This is a genomic window from Pseudopedobacter saltans DSM 12145 (assembly GCF_000190735.1).
In the GTDB taxonomy this organism is placed as follows: domain Bacteria; phylum Bacteroidota; class Bacteroidia; order Sphingobacteriales; family Sphingobacteriaceae; genus Pseudopedobacter; species Pseudopedobacter saltans.
This window is the reverse complement of the sequence record NC_015177.1, coordinates 2,204,296-2,224,523: the sequence shown is the minus strand read 5'-3', so window position 1 is coordinate 2,224,523 and position 20,228 is coordinate 2,204,296. Positions and strand designations below refer to the sequence as shown.

The 20,228-nt window shown below is 35.0% G+C and carries 21 protein-coding genes; 12 read left to right on the top strand and 9 right to left on the bottom strand.

Translation table 11 applies throughout. The features are described 5' to 3' along the window. Window positions 1-3 precede the first annotated feature (3 nt). The 9 genes from arsB to PEDSA_RS09430 all read left to right on the top strand — a co-directional run bounded on the left by arsB (window position 4) and on the right by PEDSA_RS09430 (window position 12,836). A complete protein-coding gene (arsB, locus tag PEDSA_RS09470) occupies window positions 4-1,038 on the top strand; it encodes an ACR3 family arsenite efflux transporter (protein ID WP_013632935.1) in 1,035 nt (344 codons plus the stop codon). Between the two features lie 72 nt (window positions 1,039-1,110). Next, window positions 1,111-2,019 (top strand): hypothetical protein, encoded by a 909-nt coding sequence (locus PEDSA_RS20285; RefSeq protein ID WP_013632934.1) that lies wholly within the window; start codon window positions 1,111-1,113, stop codon window positions 2,017-2,019. A gap of 89 nt (window positions 2,020-2,108) precedes the next feature. Beyond that, window positions 2,109-2,390 (top strand): helix-turn-helix domain-containing protein, encoded by a 282-nt coding sequence (locus PEDSA_RS09460; protein WP_013632933.1) that lies wholly within the window; start codon window positions 2,109-2,111, stop codon window positions 2,388-2,390. Between the two features lie 39 nt (window positions 2,391-2,429). Then, window positions 2,430-4,580, top strand: coding sequence for a VapE domain-containing protein (locus tag PEDSA_RS09455; RefSeq protein WP_013632932.1), 2,151 nt, complete (start codon window positions 2,430-2,432; stop codon window positions 4,578-4,580). Window positions 4,581-4,931: 351 nt separating this feature from the next. Continuing rightward, window positions 4,932-7,172 (top strand): type I restriction-modification system subunit M, encoded by a 2,241-nt coding sequence (locus PEDSA_RS09450; RefSeq protein WP_013632930.1) that lies wholly within the window; start codon window positions 4,932-4,934, stop codon window positions 7,170-7,172. Between the two features lie 12 nt (window positions 7,173-7,184). Further along, on the top strand, window positions 7,185-7,880 hold the full coding sequence (locus PEDSA_RS09445; RefSeq protein WP_013632929.1) for a DUF3800 domain-containing protein: 696 nt from the start codon (window positions 7,185-7,187) through the stop codon (window positions 7,878-7,880). After that, window positions 7,874-8,314: a hypothetical protein gene (locus tag PEDSA_RS09440; protein ID WP_013632928.1), complete on the top strand. Its 441-nt coding sequence runs from the start codon at window positions 7,874-7,876 to the stop codon at window positions 8,312-8,314. The genes PEDSA_RS09445 and PEDSA_RS09440 overlap by 7 nt, the downstream gene beginning before the upstream one ends. A gap of 173 nt (window positions 8,315-8,487) precedes the next feature. Continuing rightward, on the top strand, window positions 8,488-9,762 hold the full coding sequence (locus PEDSA_RS09435; protein WP_013632927.1) for a restriction endonuclease subunit S domain-containing protein: 1,275 nt from the start codon (window positions 8,488-8,490) through the stop codon (window positions 9,760-9,762). Between the two features lie 47 nt (window positions 9,763-9,809). Further along, window positions 9,810-12,836 carry a type I restriction endonuclease subunit R gene (locus PEDSA_RS09430; RefSeq protein ID WP_013632926.1) on the top strand — a complete coding sequence of 1,009 codons (3,027 nt, stop codon included), beginning with the start codon at window positions 9,810-9,812 and terminating at the stop codon, window positions 12,834-12,836. Window positions 12,837-12,865: 29 nt separating this feature from the next. Here PEDSA_RS09430 and PEDSA_RS09425 read toward each other — a convergent pair whose 3' ends face one another. Genes PEDSA_RS09425 through PEDSA_RS09405 form a run of 5 tightly spaced genes read right to left on the bottom strand, consistent with a single transcriptional unit; the run spans window position 12,866 to window position 15,624 of the window. Next, on the bottom strand, window positions 12,866-13,546 hold the full coding sequence (locus PEDSA_RS09425) for an SEC-C metal-binding domain-containing protein (RefSeq protein WP_013632925.1): 681 nt from the start codon (window positions 13,544-13,546) through the stop codon (window positions 12,866-12,868). Next, on the bottom strand, window positions 13,515-14,540 hold the full coding sequence (locus PEDSA_RS19565; RefSeq protein WP_013632924.1) for an adenylate/guanylate cyclase domain-containing protein: 1,026 nt from the start codon (window positions 14,538-14,540) through the stop codon (window positions 13,515-13,517). The genes PEDSA_RS09425 and PEDSA_RS19565 overlap by 32 nt, the downstream gene beginning before the upstream one ends. A 5-nt stretch (window positions 14,541-14,545) precedes the next feature. Next, window positions 14,546-15,049, bottom strand: coding sequence for a Pycsar system effector family protein (locus PEDSA_RS09415; RefSeq protein WP_013632923.1), 504 nt, complete (start codon window positions 15,047-15,049; stop codon window positions 14,546-14,548). 9 nt (window positions 15,050-15,058) lie between these two features. Then, entirely contained in the window at window positions 15,059-15,280 is a 222-nt protein-coding gene (locus PEDSA_RS09410; RefSeq protein WP_013632922.1) for a DUF2188 domain-containing protein, read from the bottom strand. 17 nt (window positions 15,281-15,297) lie between these two features. Continuing rightward, window positions 15,298-15,624: a YegP family protein gene (locus PEDSA_RS09405; RefSeq protein ID WP_013632921.1), complete on the bottom strand. Its 327-nt coding sequence runs from the start codon at window positions 15,622-15,624 to the stop codon at window positions 15,298-15,300. A gap of 261 nt (window positions 15,625-15,885) precedes the next feature. Between PEDSA_RS09405 and PEDSA_RS09400 the strand changes: the two genes are divergently transcribed. Together PEDSA_RS09400 and PEDSA_RS09395 are read left to right on the top strand one after the other, a co-directional pair. Further along, window positions 15,886-16,950, top strand: coding sequence for an XRE family transcriptional regulator (locus PEDSA_RS09400; RefSeq protein ID WP_013632920.1), 1,065 nt, complete (start codon window positions 15,886-15,888; stop codon window positions 16,948-16,950). Between the two features lie 36 nt (window positions 16,951-16,986). Next, window positions 16,987-17,499: a PIN domain-containing protein gene (locus tag PEDSA_RS09395; protein ID WP_013632919.1), complete on the top strand. Its 513-nt coding sequence runs from the start codon at window positions 16,987-16,989 to the stop codon at window positions 17,497-17,499. Window positions 17,500-17,804: 305 nt separating this feature from the next. Here the strand turns inward: PEDSA_RS09395 and PEDSA_RS09385 are convergent, their stop codons facing one another. Next, complete coding sequence (locus tag PEDSA_RS09385; protein ID WP_013632918.1) at window positions 17,805-18,044, bottom strand: hypothetical protein; 240 nt, start codon at window positions 18,042-18,044, stop codon at window positions 17,805-17,807. Window positions 18,045-18,595: 551 nt separating this feature from the next. On the opposite strand from PEDSA_RS09385, the gene PEDSA_RS09380 reads away from it, so the two are divergent. After that, complete coding sequence (locus PEDSA_RS09380) at window positions 18,596-19,018, top strand: DUF6943 family protein (protein ID WP_013632917.1); 423 nt, start codon at window positions 18,596-18,598, stop codon at window positions 19,016-19,018. Window positions 19,019-19,193: 175 nt separating this feature from the next. Here PEDSA_RS09380 and PEDSA_RS09375 read toward each other — a convergent pair whose 3' ends face one another. From PEDSA_RS09375 to PEDSA_RS09365, 3 genes are read right to left on the bottom strand one after another with little or no spacing between them, the layout of a single operon-like run. Further along, window positions 19,194-19,445 carry a hypothetical protein gene (locus PEDSA_RS09375; RefSeq protein ID WP_013632916.1) on the bottom strand — a complete coding sequence of 84 codons (252 nt, stop codon included), beginning with the start codon at window positions 19,443-19,445 and terminating at the stop codon, window positions 19,194-19,196. Next, a complete protein-coding gene (locus tag PEDSA_RS09370) occupies window positions 19,435-19,698 on the bottom strand; it encodes a hypothetical protein (protein ID WP_013632915.1) in 264 nt (87 codons plus the stop codon). Before PEDSA_RS09370 ends, PEDSA_RS09375 begins: the two co-directional genes overlap by 11 nt. 12 nt (window positions 19,699-19,710) lie before the next feature. Further along, window positions 19,711-20,163: a DUF5675 family protein gene (locus tag PEDSA_RS09365; protein WP_013632914.1), complete on the bottom strand. Its 453-nt coding sequence runs from the start codon at window positions 20,161-20,163 to the stop codon at window positions 19,711-19,713. Window positions 20,164-20,228: the final 65 nt, after the last annotated feature.

The window sequence follows — 20,228 nt, the reverse complement described above, 5'->3', positions numbered from 1 at the left end:
ACGATGCAACCAAAACTAAAATTTCTCGATAGATATCTAACATTATGGATATTTATTGCAATGATAGCAGGGGTAACGATTGGATATGTATTTCCTAATATGCCTATGGTGGTAGAAAGTTTAAGTGTGGGTACAACTAATATTCCTTTGGCATTAGGTTTAATTATTATGATGTTTCCTCCATTAGCAAAGGTTGATTATACACTCTTACCTCAAGCATTTAAAAATAAAAAGGTTATAGGAATTTCCTTGTTGCTTAATTGGTTAATTGGAACAATTTTAATGTTTGGCTTGGCAGTTCTATTTCTACACGACGAACCCGACTATATGTCTGGATTAATTCTTATTGGATTAGCGAGGTGTATTGCAATGGTTATTGTTTGGAGTGATTTAGCCAAAGCAAATAGAGAATATACCGCAATGTTAGTAGCATTGAATAGTATTTTCCAAGTATTGTTTTATAGCTTTTTAGTCTGGTTATTTATCAATGTATTGCCAAATAAATTAGGTTTAGCCAATTTTAATGTTTCGGTTTCCATGATGGAAGTAACCAAAAGTGTTTTCATCTATTTAGGCATTCCTTTTTTAGCAGGTTTTATCACACGTTATACACTCATTAAATCAAAAGGTATTGAATGGTATAATCGTGTATTTGTACCCAAAATATCTCCTATAACACTATATGCATTATTATTCACCATCGTGGTGATGTTTAGTTTGAAAGGAGATAAAATACTTGAATTGCCAATGGATGTAGTAAAAGTTGCAATTCCTTTGGTTATTTATTTTGTGCTGATGTTCTTCGTAAGTTTCTTTATTAATAGGGCAATGAAAGTTCCTTATGATAAAAATGCTTCGATAGCATTTACCGCTACAGGTAATAATTTCGAATTAGCCATTGCAGTTGCTATCGCTTTATTTGGCATCCATTCACCCCAAGCATTTGTAGGCGTTATAGGTCCATTGGTCGAAGTGCCTGTTTTAATCCTATTGGTTAAAGCGAGTTTGTGGTTGAAGGATATGTTTTATAAACACTAGTTTGGGTTTGAAATTTTAACACAGCTAATATGTTGAGTTTTGTTATATTAAAATAATTTAACTTAATGTCCTATGCCACACAATTACCAAATCAAAAAATATGTAATTTTTACAGAATTTTCAGCGGTTTCAAAGGAACTTGCAGAGAATCCACATTTCGATATTTACAATGATAATGGTTTATCCAATGAAAATTATTGTAAGGTATTAATGAGTAAAATCTTCAAATTACCGTACCGTTTAATACCCGATTTTATCACACATCACACGGCTTTGGTTTCCGATCCTATTAAATGGCTGAACAAATTAGAAAAGCTGTTTTTTGAAAATGAAGAACTCTTTTTTGCTTCTGATAATAGAGGACGTATGATAAAATGTTATACGGTGTTAGAAAGTAAGCGAAAAGAGCTAGAACCACTTCGCAACCGTCATAGAGTAGTGAAGCCACCTATGCAATATATTAATGCAGAGTGTGAAGAACGATATTTTTCTTTTAGAGAAATGAAAAGTAAAGTCAACGCAATGGAAGATTATACGGATAAGATAATGATGCTAACAAAAGAACGTTTCGATTACGAACAAGCAAGTATCGATTTTATCAATCCCAAATTACCAGACTATGCCGACCAATGCCAAAAGGAAATCGACCATATCCAACACATCATCAAACTAACAGAAGATTTAGCTCGACAACAATTGCATAATTTCCAAACCGGATTACCCTATAAAAAAGTGAAAATCAACTGCAATATCAATCAGTTTGTAGATATTTTTTACCAATTACACCGTGAGTTGTTTATTGTAGGTAAACCTATTATTGATGGTAGTATCAATGATATGGTAGCAATTATCGTTAATTCATTTGTGGATAAGGACGGTAAGGATTTAAGTCCTGAAACAGTCAAAACATTGCTTACACCTTCCAAATCCGATAAACGCCCCAAACCTCATAAAAGAATAGACATAGACAAACTCTTATAAAACTATTTAGTCCCGAAAGACCATTTCGGGACTTTTTGACTTTTTTCTATTGCACAACTTTGCTTCTATAAACTTTAAATTATAAAATTATGGAAGCAATTATCTTATCCAAAGAACAGTACACAGACCTTGTACAACGATTAGACGAAATCACCAACCGCTTAAATGCCAAGAACGATCCTAAGAAAGATACGTTTTTAGACAATCAAGAATTTCTATTGTTGATGAAGATATCAAAACGTACCGCTCAAACCTGGAGAGATGAAGGGCGTATTTCATTCTCCCAAGTTGGCAACAAAATCTACTACAAACTATCAGACGTAGAAAAGCTTCTGAATGAGCATTACAACAAATCCTTTTCAAAGAAGTAGTTCAAATTTCTAAAGTCTAACCTCTAATTTCTAAAGAGAATGGTAGTAAGTATTTTCAAAAACTTCAATGAAGTGGTACAAAACCAAAAAATCACTGAAGTATTGGACGACATCAAAAACGGAATGTATAAAAACGTGATAACCTATTTGAGAAAGTCCTTAGCAGATAACAAAATGGAAGCATATGAAAGGGCAAAGAAATCTTTGCCTGCTTTCACACCTTCAGCAAGTTTTAAAGGCGGTAGAAAACCTGAATTTATTTCAGCCTATACCCAAGTTGTAGTGTTGGATATCGATAAACTTTCTGCGGAACAATTAACCAATGCCAAAGCATTGGCAAATCAAAACGAATATACATTGGCTTCGTTTACAAGTCCTTCGGGCAATGGATTAAAAATTTTAGTAAAAGTAAACTCCGAACAATCCCAACACAAAGAAGCTTTTCTAAAATTGCAAAAATATTATGAAGAACTATTGGCTTTGCCAATAGATAAATCGGGTAAAGATGTTACGCGTTTATGCTTTATTTCCAATGATCCCGAATTGTATTATAATGAAAGTGCAAGCGTATTTCCTGTTATAGAAAAGATTGAAAGCTGTCATACCGAGCTTGCCGAAGGAACTACTTCATCCAATGGCGAAACACCCCAATCTTACGATGTTGTTTACGAACATTGTGTCCGTTTCACAGAGAAAAAAGAAACTTATGTTGAGGGCAATCGCAATAATTTTGTACATCAATTAGCTTGTAATCTCAATCGAAAAGGCATACCTCTAGCAATTGCTATGGGTTACATCTTAGCCGATTACAATTACGATGCAACCGAAGTAATGGCATCGGTCAATTCTGCCTATTCCAACACGGCAGAATATGGGAAAAACGAACAAAATAGTACTGTCATTTCGAGCTTGTCGAGAAATCCTAATAGCGATTCAAATTATAATAACGAGGAAGCCGAAGAGGAAGAAAAACCAAGTTTTATAGACCGTTTAGAAAACTTCCTAAACTACCGTTACAATTTCAGATACAATGTAGTGACGGGTAAAATGGAATACAAAACCATCAAAGCCACCATGTGGAAACCCATTACCGATTTTGTCGAAAACTCCATTTTACGAGAAATTCTAAAAGCAAAAGTAAAATGCAACATCAATACACTGCGTAATTTGTTACGTTCCGATTTTTGCGAACAACACGATCCATTTAAAGAGTATTTCGATCATTTGCCTTTGGCAAATGCAGAACAAGATTACATCAACGATTTAGCCAATACCATTACTACAACAAAGCAGGATTTATGGCAAGTCTGTTTCAAAAAATGGTTTGTGGCTATGGTAGCTTGTGTTACCAACGAAAAAGCCATCAATCAAACGGTTATTGTTTTCAGTGGTAAACAAGGCGTAGGGAAAACCACTTGGATTGAAAAATTGATGCCTAAACCTTTGAAAGATTATATGTTTTCGGGTACGATTAATCCCAACAATAAAGATACTTTAATCCATTTGGCGGAATGTATGCTGATTAATCTAGATGAATTAGAAAACCTAAACCGTACCGAAATAGGCACACTCAAAGAATTGATTACCAAAACGCACATCCGTATTCGTAAAGCTTACGGACATAACAACGAATCGTTACCTCGCAGAGCATCGTTTGCAGGTTCGGTAAATACCGCTCAGTTTTTAAACGATACCACAGGTTCTCGTCGTTTCTTATGTTTTGAGGTGGAGCATATCGAATACGCTCATAATATCGATATCAATTTAGCCTTTGCACAAGCCAAACAATTGGTACAAGATGGTTTTAGATATTGGTTCAATCAAGAAGAAATTAAAGAAATTAATGCGAACAACGAGCAGTATCAAATCCGTAGTCCAGAAGAAGAATTGCTATTAACTTGGTTCGAAATTGCTGATAGAGATACCGCAAATGCATTTCTAAATACCACGCAAATTGCAGCCAAATTAGCCGATAAAGCCAAATTAAACATTACAGACGGTACAGTTATGAAATTAGGAAAAGCTTTAAAGAAACACGGCTATTTTCGACTATCCAAAAAGAATGGGTACGTGTATGCAGTGCGTGAATTACAATGGGACGAAGTAGAACAGAAGAACAAAGAAAAAGAACCAACTTTACCACCAGTCCCCGAACCCGAACAATCAAAACTTCGTTTTGATAATTCTTAAAGGTGCATTTTGCACCTTTATACTTCCAATGCAGAGGATAAGTAGGATAAGCATTTTTGAGCAGAAACATTTTTTACTTTTTAGCTTCGCTAAAAAACAAGCCAAAACAAATAGAAGTAACGCAATCGGAAACACTCGTTTCACTCATTTGCTTTCCATTATCCATATAAATCCGTTTTTATTTTGCTACGAAATACAAAAATATCTTTTTGAGGAAAGTTACTTATCCTACTTATCTTTCCTTTGTGATCTGATGGTATTATCATCTTAAAATGATTATATTTACAATTCATAAAAATGCACCTAATTTCATCATTAGATGCTATAAATACATAGATTTTACATTACAGTATGAGCATAAATACTAAGGATTTAGATCCTTTAATTCGATTTATATACAGCATTGCTGACGACCACTTAATTAATACCTACGAGCCTAGTAAGTATAAAGATGTCATTTTACCAATGACGGTAATTCGTCGTTTAGATTTGGTACTAGAGCCTACCAAAGACAGGGTAATTGATACCTACAATAAATACAAAGACAAATTAGACAATTTAGATTCTTTGCTAAAAAGTGACAAGCAAGGTTCTGGCGTAGCTTTTTACAATACTTCTCCATTTACTTTAAAGTCATTATTGAATGATTCTGCAAATATTAAGGCGAATTTCATCAATTATTTAGACGGTTTTTCTCCTAATGTGCAAGATATTATTTCAAGATTCAAATTCAGAAATGAAATTGATACTTTGGACGAAGCCGAAAAACTATTCGCAGTCATTCAAAAATTCTGTTCCAATAAAATAGATTTATCGATAGATGCATTACCACCGTTATCAATGGGGTATGTGTTCGAGGATTTGTTAAGAAGATTCAACGAAGCGACGAATGCCGAAGCTGGACGACACTTTACACCTCGTGAGATTATCGAGTTAATGACCAATATTATTTTCCTTCCTGTTAAAGATAAAATACAGCAAGGCAGCTTTTTAGTCTATGACCCTTGTGCAGGTTCTGGGGCAATGTTAACGGAGAGTAAAAATTTCATGACCGATGATACGGGAAAAATCAAATCCAAAGCAACCATTCATTTATACGGTCAAGAGAATACACCAACCATTTATGCGATTTCTAAATCGGATATGTTGCTGAAAAATGAAGACCCTGATAAAATTGTTTTCGGTAGTACCTTATCACAATACGGTTTCGATAACGACTTAAAGTTCGACTTTATGTTGACCAATCCACCGTACGGTACGTCTTGGAAGGACGATAAGGATATTCTTACTAAAGCAGGTGGCGGTAAAATTGTAGATAGAAGATTTATCATTCAGAAAGAGTACGATGCAGATGCGGCGACTACACGTGTCAACGATGGTCAGCTCATGTTCGTGATGCATATGCTAAGCAAGATGAAAGAAACCGACTTAGGTTCTCGTATTGCTTCGGTACACAATGGTTCGGCTTTATTTACAGGAGATGCTGGGCAAGGTGAAAGCGAAATCCGTAAGCATATTATTGAAAAAGATATGCTAGAAGCAGTTATTGCTTTACCAAATGATATGTTTTACAATACAGGTATTCCAACTTTTATCTTAATCATTACAAACCGTAAGCCGGAGCATCGCAAAGGAAAAGTACAGTTAATCAATGCCAATAACGAAGCTTTTTTTGGTAAACGTGCAAAATCTTTAGGGAGTAAACGTAATGAGCTGAAGCCAGAACACATCAAAAAGGTTACGGAGCTATATTTAGAATTTAAAGAGACTCCACATAGTAAAATATTTGACAATAACGAGTTTGGTTTTGCGCAAATCATCGTACACCGTCCTTCTCGTTTTGCCATTCAACTAGATGCTAAGCATACAGCAGAAATTCGTTTCGCTTCGGATAATACCGAATTAAGAAAATTAATCTATGCCGAATGTGGTGAGCAAGTGTACAGCTCGGATGCAGAAAGCAGACAAGCCGTAGAGAATTTTGTATTAGAATATTTCTTGAACGAGGAAGATAGCGAAGACGAAGAACCAGCCGAATTGGTGGTAGCTAATCTCAACAAAAAGCAAAAGAAAATCTATGCTCAAGTTACCGATATTAAGTCGTGGTTGCGTGATAAACAGTTAATGCAAGAGGTTACCGCAATGGCAAAAGAATTTGGTACAGAACCCTTATACGACATTAATGCGTTCAACAAAAAGTTCAAAGAATATGGTAAAAAGAACAATTTAAAATACGCTGCCAAAGATGTGAAAGATATCCGTAAATGCATCACTTGGTTTGATAAGAAGGCAGAAGCCGAAATTAAATCGGTAAGTAAAGATGGTACCATCAATTACGTTTCGGATTCTAATTTGAAAGACACTGAAAATATCCCATTGAAGCAAGATATTCAAGCGTTCTTTGAAACGGAGGTATTGCCTTTTGCGCCTGATGCGTGGTGGAATCCTGAAGAAACAAAAATTGGCTACGAAATCAATTTCAATAAATATTTCTACCAATACAAGGCTCCACGTCAATTGTCAGAAATTGCAAAAGATATTTTCGAAATCGAAAAATCTGCCGATAAATTATTAAAAGAGATTGTAGAATAAAGCCAGCTGCATATGAAGTTCGAAGTATATTGTGACGAAAGTGGTCTTGAAGCCCTTACACGCAAAGATGCACACCTGTACACGGGCATCGGAGGTATCTGGTTGCCTGCCGAAAATCGGGATTTGCTTAAAAAAGGGCTGAATGAGATTAAACAAAAGTACAACATCAAAACCGAGTTGAAGTGGAAGAAAATTTCTCCCGCTCATTTGGATTTGTACAAAGAGGTCATAGATTTCTTTTTCAATGCAGGTTACATTCGCTTTAGAGTGATATTGATTGAGGCGGGTAAAGTAGATAATATGCGTTTCAATAGCGAAGATGCAGAATTGGGCTTCTACAAATTCTATTACCAATTATTAAAACATTGGATTTTTGATTTTAATGATTACGCCATATTCACCGACCTTAAGAAAAACCGTAACAAAGGCAGACTCAAAGAGCTAGAACATACACTAGATCGTTCCAACCTGACCTCGGATGTTACGCAGGTGCAAGGCTTACCTTCCGAGCAGTCTTTGGGTATTCAGCTGGCAGATATCCTTACAGGTTTGGTGGTATCCAAATTCAATAAAAAAGCGACTAGTACAGCAAAGCTGAAGTTAATAGAATACATCGAAAATAAATATTTGTCGAAAGAAATTGCGCCAACGTCCAAGTGGGAAGAAAAATTTAATGTATTTAAAATCAATCTTCAAGGAGGATGGTAGCGTATCAATTAATTAATCCAGCTGAATATACAGAAGACCAGCTCCGAGAGATGTGGAGTAAGGAATATTGCGAAATGGAAATTAAAACCATTGACGGTATTGTTGTAGCGTTTTATTCAGAGATGTTCGATCATTGTTTTTTCGAAAGTGCTAATCGTAGAAAAAAAGATAAGTCTATACTATCCACTAAAAGATTAGAACGTTTTTATTGGATAAAAGAGGCTTTACAAGATCCAGATGCAGTACTTAAAGTTGGTTGGGATTCGAGTAAAAAATCATATGATGGTAGTCGTCGAGTAGCTTTAGTAAAAGGTAATTATGTAGTAGTTATCCATATTTACGCAGAGCAGAAAGCTCGTTTTACTACTGCTTATGTGGTAGAAATAGAGGAGAACTTGGAGAAAATTATGAATAGCCCTGATTATAAAGCATAAAAAAAACGTTGATTTGCGGGTTCAACGTTTAAGACCTTTGTAGGTTCCAGACTCTAGGTAAAGAACTCTGCAAATATACAAATTGTATTTCGATTTGTAATACTTTTTAACAAAATTTATAAAAATACCCTGCAAACAAAGCAGACCATAACGCCCAAAAGCGAGAACATATAATGAACAATAACACAATTAAATATAATACTGTAAGTTTTGATTTGCCTGAAAATTGGAGAATGCAAAGATTAAAAAACTTATGTACTGAAAAGAATACGTATGGAGTTAATATACCCAATTCTAAATATGAAGAATCTGGTGTTAGATTTTTACGTACAACAGATATTGATGAAAATGGGAATATTGGTGAAGGAGGAATTTTTATTGCAAAAAAGAATGTTCCAGAAGGTTACTTTTTGAATAAAGGCGATGTTTTATTCTCAAGAAGTGGAACAATAGGTCGTTGTTACTTCCATAAAAATGAAGAAGAATATACTTATGCAGGTTTTCTTGTAAAGTTTAAGCCTAAGAATATAGATATTTCAAAATGGCTTTATTATTTTTCATTCTCAAAATATTTCAAATATCAACTAAGTACTGAAGCAATAGAGAGTACAATATTTAACTTCAATGGAAATAAATATTCTGTTTTAAAAGTTGCTATTCCTAACGAAATAGAAACAGTAAGGAAAATTAATAATTTCCTCGACAAAAAGTGCGAGCAAATCAACCAATTCATCGCAGATAAAAAACAACTCATCAACCTACTTAAAGAACAAAGACAGAGTGTGATAAACTCTCATGTAAATAAGTCAGAAGATGAGGATAGTATTAATTGGGTGACGCATAAACTAAAACATATTTCAGATATTAAATTTAGTAATGTCGATAAATTAACGCATAAAGGAGAAGTTAAAGTAAAGCTTTGCAATTATGTTGATGTTTATAAGAATGACTACATCACAAATAATATTGAATTTATGCTAGCTACTGCAACATTAGAAGAAATTGAAAAATTCAAAGTGTTTAAAGGTGATATTATTATAACTAAAGATAGTGAATCAGCTAACGACATCGGAATTCCAGCTTTTGTATCAGAAAATATTGACAATCTTGTATGTGCCTACCATTTAGCAATGATTAGAGCAAATCAAGAAATTATATTGGATGAATTTTTATTTAGAAAAATTGAATCTAAAGAAGTAAATAGTCAATTTGAAGTTAATGCAACTGGTGTAACTCGTGTAGGATTAAGTATTGCCGATATATCGAATGTTTTAATTTCATATCCAAAAGATATTAATATCCAAAAGGACATCATCGCAAAAATTAAATCTGAAACCAAAACCATAGACGAAACCATTTTTAAAACCGAAGAAGAATTACGCTTAGTAGCCGAGTACAAAGAGGCTTTAATCAGCAATGCCGTTACGGGTCAATTGTCCATAGCGTAACCTATAGATAAACCAATAACCAATGCACCCAAACGAATAACTAGAGTATGAGCACCAATACCAAAGAAATAGGATTTGAAATACATTTTACCAATTACTTAACCGATACCACACACGGCAACGGCTACACCTTACGCCACCGTACCAATTTTGATAAAGAGTATTTGGTCGATCAAGAATTGTTGTTTCAGTTCTTAGAAGCTACACAGCCCAAAGCAGTGGCCGCCTTAGAAAAATCTACAGGAGGCGACTATAAACGTACCATGCTAAAGGAAATCAACCGTACTTTGTCGCAAATTCGCTTTGCTCGGGGTATGGCTGTGGGCGGTATCATCAACCTATTGCGTAAAGAATTGGTGGTCAATAACATTAAGTTTCGTTTGTTTTACGACAAACCCAACCAAACGCTGAATCAAGAATTGGTGGCTTTATACCAACAGAATATTTTCTCGGTAATGCGTCAGGTACCATATTCTAAGTTAAACAACAATACCTTGGATATGGTGGTGTTCATCAACGGTTTACCAATCATCTCCTTCGAACTTAAAAATGAGTTTACCCACCAAACCGTTAAGGATGCCATAAAGCAGTACAAACAAGATCGTGATCCCAAAGAGCCATTGTTCAAACTAGGGCGTATGTTGGTGCATTTTGCGGTAGATACCGAATTGGTGTATATGACCACGCATCTCAAAGGCGAAAGTTCGTATTTCTTACCTTTCAACAAAGGCAACAACAACGGTGCGGGCAATCCAGAGAACGGAGGCATTAAGGTAGATTATCTTTGGAAAGACATCTTGCGAAAAGATACCTTAACAGAGATTATCCAAAACTATGTGCAGTTGTTTGAAGAAGAGGGCGAAAAAATTAACAAAGACGGTACGTTTGAGAAGACGAAATCACAAAAATTAATTTTCCCACGTTTCCATCAGCTCGACGCTGTTCGAGAATTATTAGCCGATGCTAAACAAAACGGTACGGGGCAAAAATACCTAATCCAACATTCGGCAGGATCGGGCAAATCCAATTCTATTTCCTGGTTAGCACATCAGTTGGCTTCATTATACAATACCGATAATAAAAATGTGTTTGATAGCATTATTATCGTTACCGATAGAAAAGTATTAGACAGCCAAATCCAAAAAAACGTTTTACAATTCGAGAAAACAAAAGGTTTGGTAGAGCCTATTACCGATGGTTCTCGTCAGTTAAAGGAAGCCTTGAAAGATGGGAAGAAAATAATCATTTCTACCATTCAAAAATTCCCTGTTATCGCAGCAGAAATGGGCGAGTTGGCAACCAATAATTTTGCCATCATCATAGACGAAGCCCACAGCAGTACCAGCGGTAATACTTTGCGTAAGCTAAACGAGGCTTTATACAAAGAGTTAACGGAAGAAACAGACGAAGACGAACAAACAGTAGAAGATGACAATGCCGAAAGCAACGATGCTTTATTGCAAATGATTGCCAAATCGCGTAAGCTCTTGGATAATGCCAGCTATTTTGCTTTTACGGCTACACCTAAAAATAAAACTTTACAATTATTTGGTAAACCTTATGAAGTAGGCGACCAAACCAAATACGAAGCGTTTCATTTGTATTCGATGAAACAAGCCATCGAAGAGCGTTTTATCGAAGATGTACTAAAAAGCTATACCACCTATAACAGTTTCTACAGCTTGTACAAGAAAGCAGAAGATGATCCTAAATTCGATAAACAAAGAGCGCAGAAAAAATTAAAACAATACGTAGAAAGCCACCCAGCTTCCATTGATAAAAAAACGAAAATTATCATCAATCATTTCATAGAAAATGTCATCCATCAACGTAAAATCAATGGTTTGGCTAAAGCAATGGTGGTAACTTCTAGCCGGAAAAATGCTGTTCTTTATAAACACGCATTCGATAAGTATTTGGCGGAAAATAATTTGCCGTTCAAATCTATTGTGGCATTTTCTGGCGATATAGATGGCGAAACAGAAGCATCATTAAATCATTTTTCCAGTGGCTTAATCGCAGACGAGTTCAAGAAACCCGAATACCGTTTCTTAATCGTGGCAAGCAAGTTCCAAACGGGCTTCGACCAACCTTTATTGCATACCATGTATGTCGATAAAAAGTTGGGCGGTGTTAATGCGGTGCAAACATTATCACGTCTCAACAGAACCACAGCGGGTAAAGACGATACGTTTGTATTAGACTTTGCCAACACCGTAGAGGAAATCGAAAATTCATTTAAGCCATTCTACGAAACAACCATTTTAGCAGATAAAACAGATCATCATAAGTTGTTCGACTTGCAATCGATCTTAGATACCTACCAAATCTATGAGCAAGAAGATGTGTATGCATTTACATCTGCGATTATTAAGAATAAACCATTAGATACCGTTCATGGCTTATTAAACAAAGCGGTGAAGGAATTTAATGAGGTGTTGTCTGAAGAGGAGCAAGAGGATTTTAGAGTGAAATGCAAGTCGTTTGTGCGTTTGTACGTATTCCTTTCTCAAATTGTACCCTTTGAAAGTGGATATCTAGAAAGTTTGTATGTGTACTTAAACCACCTGCAAAACAAAATTCAACGTCCTGTAGGCGAAGATTTATCCAAAGGTGTTCTGGATAGCATAGATATGGATAGCGTGAAATACCGCTTATTACAAACAGATCGTATCTACCTACAACAAGGCGACGAATTAAAACCGATTCCAACAGAAGTAAAAGGAGGCGTGTTAGAACCTGAGTTAGAATACCTTTCAGAGATTGTGTCAGAATTCAATACACGCTTTGGTACCGAATTTACCAACGAAGACAAAGTACGTAAATTAGCAGACGAACTCGTAAAAGATGTAGCGCAAGACCAAGCGTTTATTGATGCATACAGTTATTCAGACGAACAAAATGCCAAGATTACGTTCGATACCATTTTACAACAAAAACTAATGGAACACATCGACTCTAATTTTGAAGTGTTTAAAGAATTTAACGACAACCCAGAGTTCCGCTCATTCTTTGCCAATACACTCTATAAAATGATGGCAAATTCGTTTCAAAACTTCAATACCCAACGATAATAAAAAACAAAGGTCAAATAGTTGTATAGCTATTTGACCTTTTTAATTTTATGATAATCATTTTGAAGTTCTTTTTTCGAAGTTGCTCGAAGAATGTTAACAGCGTCAAGGTGACAATTTTTTAGTTTAATTCCTGAACCGCAATAGCATTTTTCATTTCTGGATGGTTTCGATACTTTTAAATAACAATCTAAAAAATCACAGATTTTATCAATGTCACTAATTCTTAATATTTCCTGAAAATATTGAATTGTACCATTGTCTTGATGCGCCCATTCTTTTAAGTTCTCTGCCTTTTCACATTGCTTAAGCAATACCCAAGAAAAGTATTTTGGAAAATAAAATTCGATGAAATCGTATAACCTTAGTCCTCCTGATGCAAGTTTGTTAAGAGTGTAAGTATGATCGAAACAGATAATTCCTTCTTTACTTATATGATAATCATCTATTTTTTCTATTTCATCACCAGTCGAATAAACTATGGGTACACTATTAGGATAATTTTTTAGAGGTGTAATTTTGACATTGAATGACTTTATCAATTTCCCTTCATCGTTCTTTAGATAATAATTGCCACTAAAAATATATGTTCCATCATTTTGAATTACAAAATGCAGTCCAGGGTTACTCTTTAAAATGGCAATCTTATCTTCCTCAAAGTTCCTTATTTTAAAACCTCTATTTAAGGTAAGGCTTGTATTGTTCAACATTCTTTTCAAGTTGAGGTATGAAAGTGTTAATATGTGTACTATTATGTTTTGGGTTTCCGCTAAGAATTAAATTCCCTTCTTCGTCAGTAGTTATTAACGGATGATTTTTAAGATAACGTTCCCAATTAAAATCGTATTGTTTGTATCTAAATCCCTCATCGGGTATTTCATAGATATAGTCTTTTTCAACACCGTCTTTTTTGTATTTCTTATACTTGAAATAATCCTCATGTGTCAACTTTAATTGATAAACGTGATGACCTACTACAATTCCATTGCTTTCAGCTTGCGATTGCAACTTACTGGCTAAGCTAGTATGTAAGCTCGTAGTAGTGACTTCACTGCACTCACCAGCTCCTGTGTCATGCCATATAGTGTCTTCATCATCACCAAAATCGATTCCAATACGCGTATAAATACGATTTACGCCTTGTTCATCAAAAAGATTCTTTAAATCATTTTTAACGAAATAATTTACGAAAGAGGCAGCTAATAATGCGTTGTCAATTGCCTTTTGCTTGGCTGTTCCTTTTCCTCCAAAATAGACCATTAATCCATCCCCTTGTAAGCGATGAATATACCCATCAAAGTACCAACAAGTATGAATAGCTGCTAATTGTATCGTTCTACAAATATTAGCTACAACTTCAGGAGTATATTTTTTAAATAGTCCTGTTGAATTTCGAACATCAATAAACATCGATACAATATAGTGATGTTCTACTTTTTTGGTTCCTTTTAGATGGTTAAAGCTTGGATGCGCACCTAGTTTTTCGTGATATTTTGTATCATATGATGTAACTGTGTCTAAAGCACTTAAGCTTAGGAAATCTGCTTCATTTTTGGTTCTGTCTAACCATCTTAATTCAATATTAGACGATTTACCTTCATTTAGTTGACCTGTACTAAATGATTTGTTGATATCGTTTTTTTTACCCTGTCTCAAATATTGAGCGATATCATCAGCATAGTTTTTGTAGAGTTTTTGATTCATACGCGTTATGTTAAAATTTTAATTCCAATAATTATAATACAACCAAAGCAAATACCCAGTAGGTAGGTTGCTGTTCTTAATCTGCAGAATTTAATCTGCAATCCTTTAGCTAATAAGTGTGCTTGCTCTAAATAATCTTCATACAGCTTTTCTTCGGTCACGGAGTCAAACATCTGCTTAAAGCTTGTCAACGAGACATTGGCAACATTCCCAAAACTTAGTTGAGAGCCGTTGATACTATCAGATTGTTTGTTCAAATAGGGTATTATAGACCACAATGTGTAGAAAATGCTAGCAAAACAGCTTATTAGCGCAATAGAAACAAAAAACATAATATCAAACCTACCATCAATAGTAGTTTTAATACTATAATAACCTGTTATAATTCCGCCTAGTAAAAAAGTATTTAAGGTCAAAAATAAGTTAGCTTTATTATTAATACTATCGTAGTAATGGTCGTATCGATCAATACTATGTTTTAATGTTTCAATTTTTTTAACGTAATCCATATACAGTTATTACCCTTTTATATTACGTGGATCATTTCCAAAACTATCCTTATCACGTATTCTGCCGTCAGGTCTATGGATTACTAATTCGGATTTCTGATTTTTAGCAATTTCACGGGCTATGTTGATAGCTTCTTTTTGCGTATCTACAACGCGTGTATTTTTTTCGTTTCCGGCTCCTTTTACAGCCCATTTGTCCCCGTTAGGCACTACATGTTGATTTTTTTTCATTTTTTATTATTTAATAATTAAGTTAAGTCTTCAATTGTTGCAGTTGGAGCGTTACGTTTTACGCTATCAATACCGTTATCTCTTGCAGAAGTAGAGGAATACATTTCGCTTGTTCCTAAAACCTGATAGTTGTTCGCTAACTGATTAAAGTACGGCTGTCCTGAAGTGGATGTTTTCTTATCAAAGTTTTTGTCGGCTACACAAACCTTACTACTTGCCACACCATCAAGGCAACCTTGTTTACTTACATAAGTTTCACTTGTTATAAGTGTTTCTCCATTTGTCGCTTTCAATGTCCAGCGAAATTGACCATTACTGGTTCTTTTAATTTGGTACTTGCCCATTTTTATAATATTTAAAAAGTTATAAATGCACCTATTTGCACTTAAATGTAAAGTTACAAAATGTATTCCAAAAAACAAACTTGTCAACCAATTATGTAAACCAGTCAGTTTTCATGCTATTCGTGACATAATGTCTTGTTTTATAGTGTTACGGCAATATGAATTTTTGTCACAGTTACAAGTTGGTGTTACAAAATGTCGGTAATAAGTTGTGTTTGTCAACTATAATAGTTACCTTTGCAGTACAAAATATTTTATACAATGGAAACAAAAGCAATATTTGCGGAAAGATTTAAGTCAGCCCGTCTTATGAATGGTTTCTCATTGCAGGATTTGGCTGATGCTTTAGGCGGAACTTTATCTCGTCAGGCGTTGCATCGTTACGAAAAAGGTGAAGTGATTCCCGATGCAGAAAAAATTAATATGCTAAGCAAAGCTCTTAATATTAGCCCTGATTATTTTTTCAGAACAACTAAAGTGGAGTTCAGTGATATTGAATATCGGATTTCAAGTAAGGTATCACCAAAAGACAAAGCTATTATTAACGAAACTACCAAAGAGTATCTTTCACGCTATTTAGAATTAGAAGAAATCATTGGACTTCCTCATAGTTTTGATAATCCTTTAAAAGACTTTGGAAAGGTTACTACTTATGAGCGGGTAAATCAAGCTGCAAATCTTTTGAGAGAAAAATGGTCATTAGGTAATGGTCCAATATTCAACATCGTTGAACTTTTAGAAGATAAGAATATAAAAGTAGTAAAGCTGAATGTCGATGAGGATTTTGACGGTTTACAAACTTTTGTAAATGGTTATATCCCGGTTGTAGCTTACAATGAAAGAAAAGCCAATAAGCCAGATAGAATACGTTTTACATTGCTTCACGAGTTGGCTCATTTACTTTTAGATTTGGGTGATGTGACTGATAAACAAAAAGAAACTTTATGTCATCAGTTTGCAGGTGCAATGCTACTTCCTGAAGAAACCATTATAGCAGAATTAGGAAAACATCGTACTAAGCTTTCAACTTTAGAATTGGGTAATATTAAAAAACAGTACGGTATCTCAATGCAAGCAATTGTAATGAGAGCAAAAGTTTGTGGGATTATTAATGAAAATTATACTAAACAATTCTTCTTCTTAATTAGACAACAAAATTGGAAAGTTGACGAACCTGTAGAATATCAAGGGATTGAAGAGAGTAATCGCTTTGAACAATTATTATTTAGAGCTTTGATTGAAGACCAGATTTCAATGTCAAAAGCAGCTTCATTATCTAATCAATCTTTGGCTGAATTTAAAAAACAACATCAACCGATGTTTTAATTATTGTTCTCCAAATGTCAAATACCACACCGAAGAATGAAATTAAAAATAGCTGTTACGGATGCATGTATTTTTATAGATCTTTATGATTTGGATCTTGTTAATGCATTTTTTCAACTTGAAATAGACATACATACAACGACTTCAGTTTATTTTGAATTATATTCTGAACAACAACAAATTTTAAAAGCCTATCAATCTGTTGATAGGCTTATTGTTCATAATCTCAAAGAAGAAGATTTTCTTCAAATCCAATCAGAACCCTATCCTAAATCTTTATCTGAAACCGATAAATCCGTTTTACACGTTGCTAATAAATTAGATGCTTGTGTTTTAAGTAGCGACAAAACAGTGCGTAATTGTGCTAAAAATAAGGACATTGAATATCACGGTATGATTTGGATATTTGATAAGCTTGTAGAAGCAAATGTTCTCTCAAAGAAACAAGCTGCCATAAAACTTGAACAACTCGTAGCAACTAATTTTATTTTTCAGAATAATAAGCCCTTAGTCGCAGAGATTGAAAAGAGATTAAAGCTTTGGAAGTAAGATAAACTATTCTTGCCCACGCACAGCCCACGCACAGAAAAAATACGGCTTTAGCCAGACGGCAACCACACAAAGCCAACACTTCGTCTGTCTTCTATGGCATTGCCGCCGTTTGCAACTGTCATACTTTTTGCGTTGTTTTTGCCTACGCACTTTCAGCACATTGCCATCCTCGTTCCTGCGGTGGCAAAGAGCTGTCCATCGGCTCAAAAAACAAAGCAAAAAGACACTTCACTCCAACCACCACCACCGTTTCGTTTATGCCAGTATGCAAATCGTCGGAAGCTAAGTTACATAACGTGGCATTATAGTCTATTACCGCCATGCTTATAGGCGACTATCCCTGCGCTGTAATAGCCTATAATAACATTATGTAAAATAGCCAATGCCATAGCCACTCCCCGAAAAAATAGCCCAATGCAATAGGCTAGTGGAGCTATTTTTCGGGGAGTGGAAGCCGTATTTTTTCCGCCAACGCCTTGCCAACGCTTTTTTCCCTCACGCCCCACCACCCATTTCAGCGGTGCAGTAAAAAAATAAAGCATTCGTTTTTTGTGATACCCATGTGTTGCATAAAGTGTTTCGGCAATGCACTACATTCCATTTCGGTAGGCTAAAGCAAAATTTACCTCCATTCATTCCGTTTCATTGCCTACACACCTTATTGCAACACCGCACAGCAAGCGTATTGCGTTCCGCATACCCTTGCTTTTTTCCAACGCTTCACATTTTGGTATGCTTTATTTTTTACTGCGACGTATTTGCCCCATTGCCCACGCTCAAAAGGAAGTCAACCGCATTTTTCCAAAAGAAAAAAGAACAAAAAGACAAGCAAAAGTAGGTGGCTCCGCACAATGCCAACGCACAATAAAAAATCCAAAAGACTACGGCATAATGGCAAAATTATTGTTTCGCTCCGTAAACTCCACGAAATGATTTCACCACCCTTCGGGATTTATTCCGTTTCCTTTTGGCTTTTTTGCCCCGCCACCTTTTCAATGGCTTTCTTTTTTTTCTGTTTTTTTCTTTGTAAAAATATTCAGTGGTAGCCACCACGACAAAGAAACAAACGGAGCTAACCTCAAAATGTAGCGATATGAAAGCCGTTAAAATTTCAACGTACAACCCAAAAAATCAAAAGTCAAATTTTGAATTGTACGCCCTGTGCAAAGGTTTAAATTCCGGTAAACCTTTGGAGCAACCGTGCCCGAATTGTTTCTTAATTCAATGCAAAAACCAACAAGAATTGGATATGTACCGCAATCTTTTATTTGGATTATGGAAAGCAAAAGCTTTTCATCCGTATTTAATTGGTTCGGTCATTCCATTTATCCGCATCAATGAATTTAAAACCCTTTTAGCGGAACAAATCCAACATCTAAAAGGAAAAGAAAAGATTTTCAAAGCCGATGTTCAAAAAGTCAAAGCTTTAGAAGTTAAAGAACGCCAAATGTACGAACAGCTTTTACTCATTTCTGAACTCAAACGTATCTATATTGCAAGACATTTAAGAAAGTAGCCCAAAAGGCTACTTTCTTTTGCTTCAACCATTCCCACCGATTAACCGATATTTCATATCTAAGTAACATATAAAGGCTATATAAACGCACTATGTTATAAAATTGATGCAATGTGATGTAGAAAACAAAAAATCCTGCCCAAAGGACAGGATTTACATTTGAAACGTATAAAATTTACTTTTCGTTTTCTTGCTTTTGCTCACTTTCTTCAGCTTGAATAGCTGTTTGAGCCACAGCTGTGGCAATGGTTCCGCCTAGGGTTAAGTAACCAGCCACAGTAACGATGGTAGCAGGAATAGCTACCGGAGCAGCTAAAATTGCACTGCCTACAGCGGTTAAGGTGATACCGATAGTTCTCACAATTTTGAACCATTTCGGTGTTGGAGCTTTTACACGCTCGACGATGTTTAAATTATCATTTTTCATTGCTTGAATGTTTAAAATTTTTTTGTTCAATAATATTGACCCGATGTTCCAAATAATCTACCTTTTGATTGAGTAGATCATAACTGTTTTTAAACTCTGTTTTGATGAGTAAAGCCATTGTTTTGACTTCGGTTAAATCCTTTTCCATTTTCTTGAAATCGGAATGAAGCTGCTTCATAAAGTAAGCGACAACGGTCAACAATAAACTAATTACAGAGCCAAAAACAACGTTTAATGTGATTGCATATTCCATTGTCTTGACTTTTTAGAATTGGAAATTGTTCTCGATACTGATTTGATTTTCTTTGCTTTGAGCAATTTCTAAAAGCTTTGGATAAATCATTTGATAAGCATCTTTACTACGTACAATTTGGAAATCACCATCTACCAATTCAAAACCAAAACCACACAAGGGACAACCTGCGGTTTGTCGGTAAGTATTCCCGATATGGATATACACATAACTGAAATTGGGTAATCCATTTATTTCAATCATTCCTTTGTGAACATTCGGAAATTTCTGTCTGTATTCGGCATTCATACCGCCCCACGTATTTAATCGAAGAGTATAATCTCCAATAGGTATAGCCGTTTGTTTAGGAATTTTAGCAGCTCTGATTTTATCCTCCAACAGATAGCATTGAAAGATATCGTCAATATATAGATGGCTTAATGTACTTTGTTTGCCTTGGGCAACTCTTATGATTTTTGTTTTCATCTGAAGTATGATTTTGGGATTAAACAAAAAAGCCTTCTTTGATGAAGAAGGCTTAAATTATGTGG

Bases quoted from the DNA above. Each gene is read 5' to 3' on its own strand.
- arsB (WP_013632935.1), top strand. From the start codon at position 4: ATGCAACCAAAACTAAAATTTCTCGATAGATATCTAACATTATGGATA.
- PEDSA_RS20285 (WP_013632934.1), top strand. From the start codon at position 1,111: ATGCCACACAATTACCAAATCAAAAAATATGTAATTTTTACAGAATTT.
- PEDSA_RS09460 (WP_013632933.1), top strand. From the start codon at position 2,109: ATGGAAGCAATTATCTTATCCAAAGAACAGTACACAGACCTTGTACAA.
- PEDSA_RS09455 (WP_013632932.1), top strand. From the start codon at position 2,430: ATGGTAGTAAGTATTTTCAAAAACTTCAATGAAGTGGTACAAAACCAA.
- PEDSA_RS09450 (WP_013632930.1), top strand. From the start codon at position 4,932: ATGAGCATAAATACTAAGGATTTAGATCCTTTAATTCGATTTATATAC.
- PEDSA_RS09445 (WP_013632929.1), top strand. From the start codon at position 7,185: ATGAAGTTCGAAGTATATTGTGACGAAAGTGGTCTTGAAGCCCTTACA.
- PEDSA_RS09440 (WP_013632928.1), top strand. From the start codon at position 7,874: ATGGTAGCGTATCAATTAATTAATCCAGCTGAATATACAGAAGACCAG.
- PEDSA_RS09435 (WP_013632927.1), top strand. From the start codon at position 8,488: ATGAACAATAACACAATTAAATATAATACTGTAAGTTTTGATTTGCCT.
- PEDSA_RS09430 (WP_013632926.1), top strand. From the start codon at position 9,810: ATGAGCACCAATACCAAAGAAATAGGATTTGAAATACATTTTACCAAT.
- PEDSA_RS09425 (WP_013632925.1), bottom strand. From the start codon at position 13,546: ATGTTGAACAATACAAGCCTTACCTTAAATAGAGGTTTTAAAATAAGG.
- PEDSA_RS19565 (WP_013632924.1), bottom strand. From the start codon at position 14,540: ATGAATCAAAAACTCTACAAAAACTATGCTGATGATATCGCTCAATAT.
- PEDSA_RS09415 (WP_013632923.1), bottom strand. From the start codon at position 15,049: ATGGATTACGTTAAAAAAATTGAAACATTAAAACATAGTATTGATCGA.
- PEDSA_RS09410 (WP_013632922.1), bottom strand. From the start codon at position 15,280: ATGAAAAAAAATCAACATGTAGTGCCTAACGGGGACAAATGGGCTGTA.
- PEDSA_RS09405 (WP_013632921.1), bottom strand. From the start codon at position 15,624: ATGGGCAAGTACCAAATTAAAAGAACCAGTAATGGTCAATTTCGCTGG.
- PEDSA_RS09400 (WP_013632920.1), top strand. From the start codon at position 15,886: ATGGAAACAAAAGCAATATTTGCGGAAAGATTTAAGTCAGCCCGTCTT.
- PEDSA_RS09395 (WP_013632919.1), top strand. From the start codon at position 16,987: ATGAAATTAAAAATAGCTGTTACGGATGCATGTATTTTTATAGATCTT.
- PEDSA_RS09385 (WP_013632918.1), bottom strand. From the start codon at position 18,044: ATGCTTTATTTTTTTACTGCACCGCTGAAATGGGTGGTGGGGCGTGAG.
- PEDSA_RS09380 (WP_013632917.1), top strand. From the start codon at position 18,596: ATGAAAGCCGTTAAAATTTCAACGTACAACCCAAAAAATCAAAAGTCA.
- PEDSA_RS09375 (WP_013632916.1), bottom strand. From the start codon at position 19,445: ATGAAAAATGATAATTTAAACATCGTCGAGCGTGTAAAAGCTCCAACA.
- PEDSA_RS09370 (WP_013632915.1), bottom strand. From the start codon at position 19,698: ATGGAATATGCAATCACATTAAACGTTGTTTTTGGCTCTGTAATTAGT.
- PEDSA_RS09365 (WP_013632914.1), bottom strand. From the start codon at position 20,163: ATGAAAACAAAAATCATAAGAGTTGCCCAAGGCAAACAAAGTACATTA.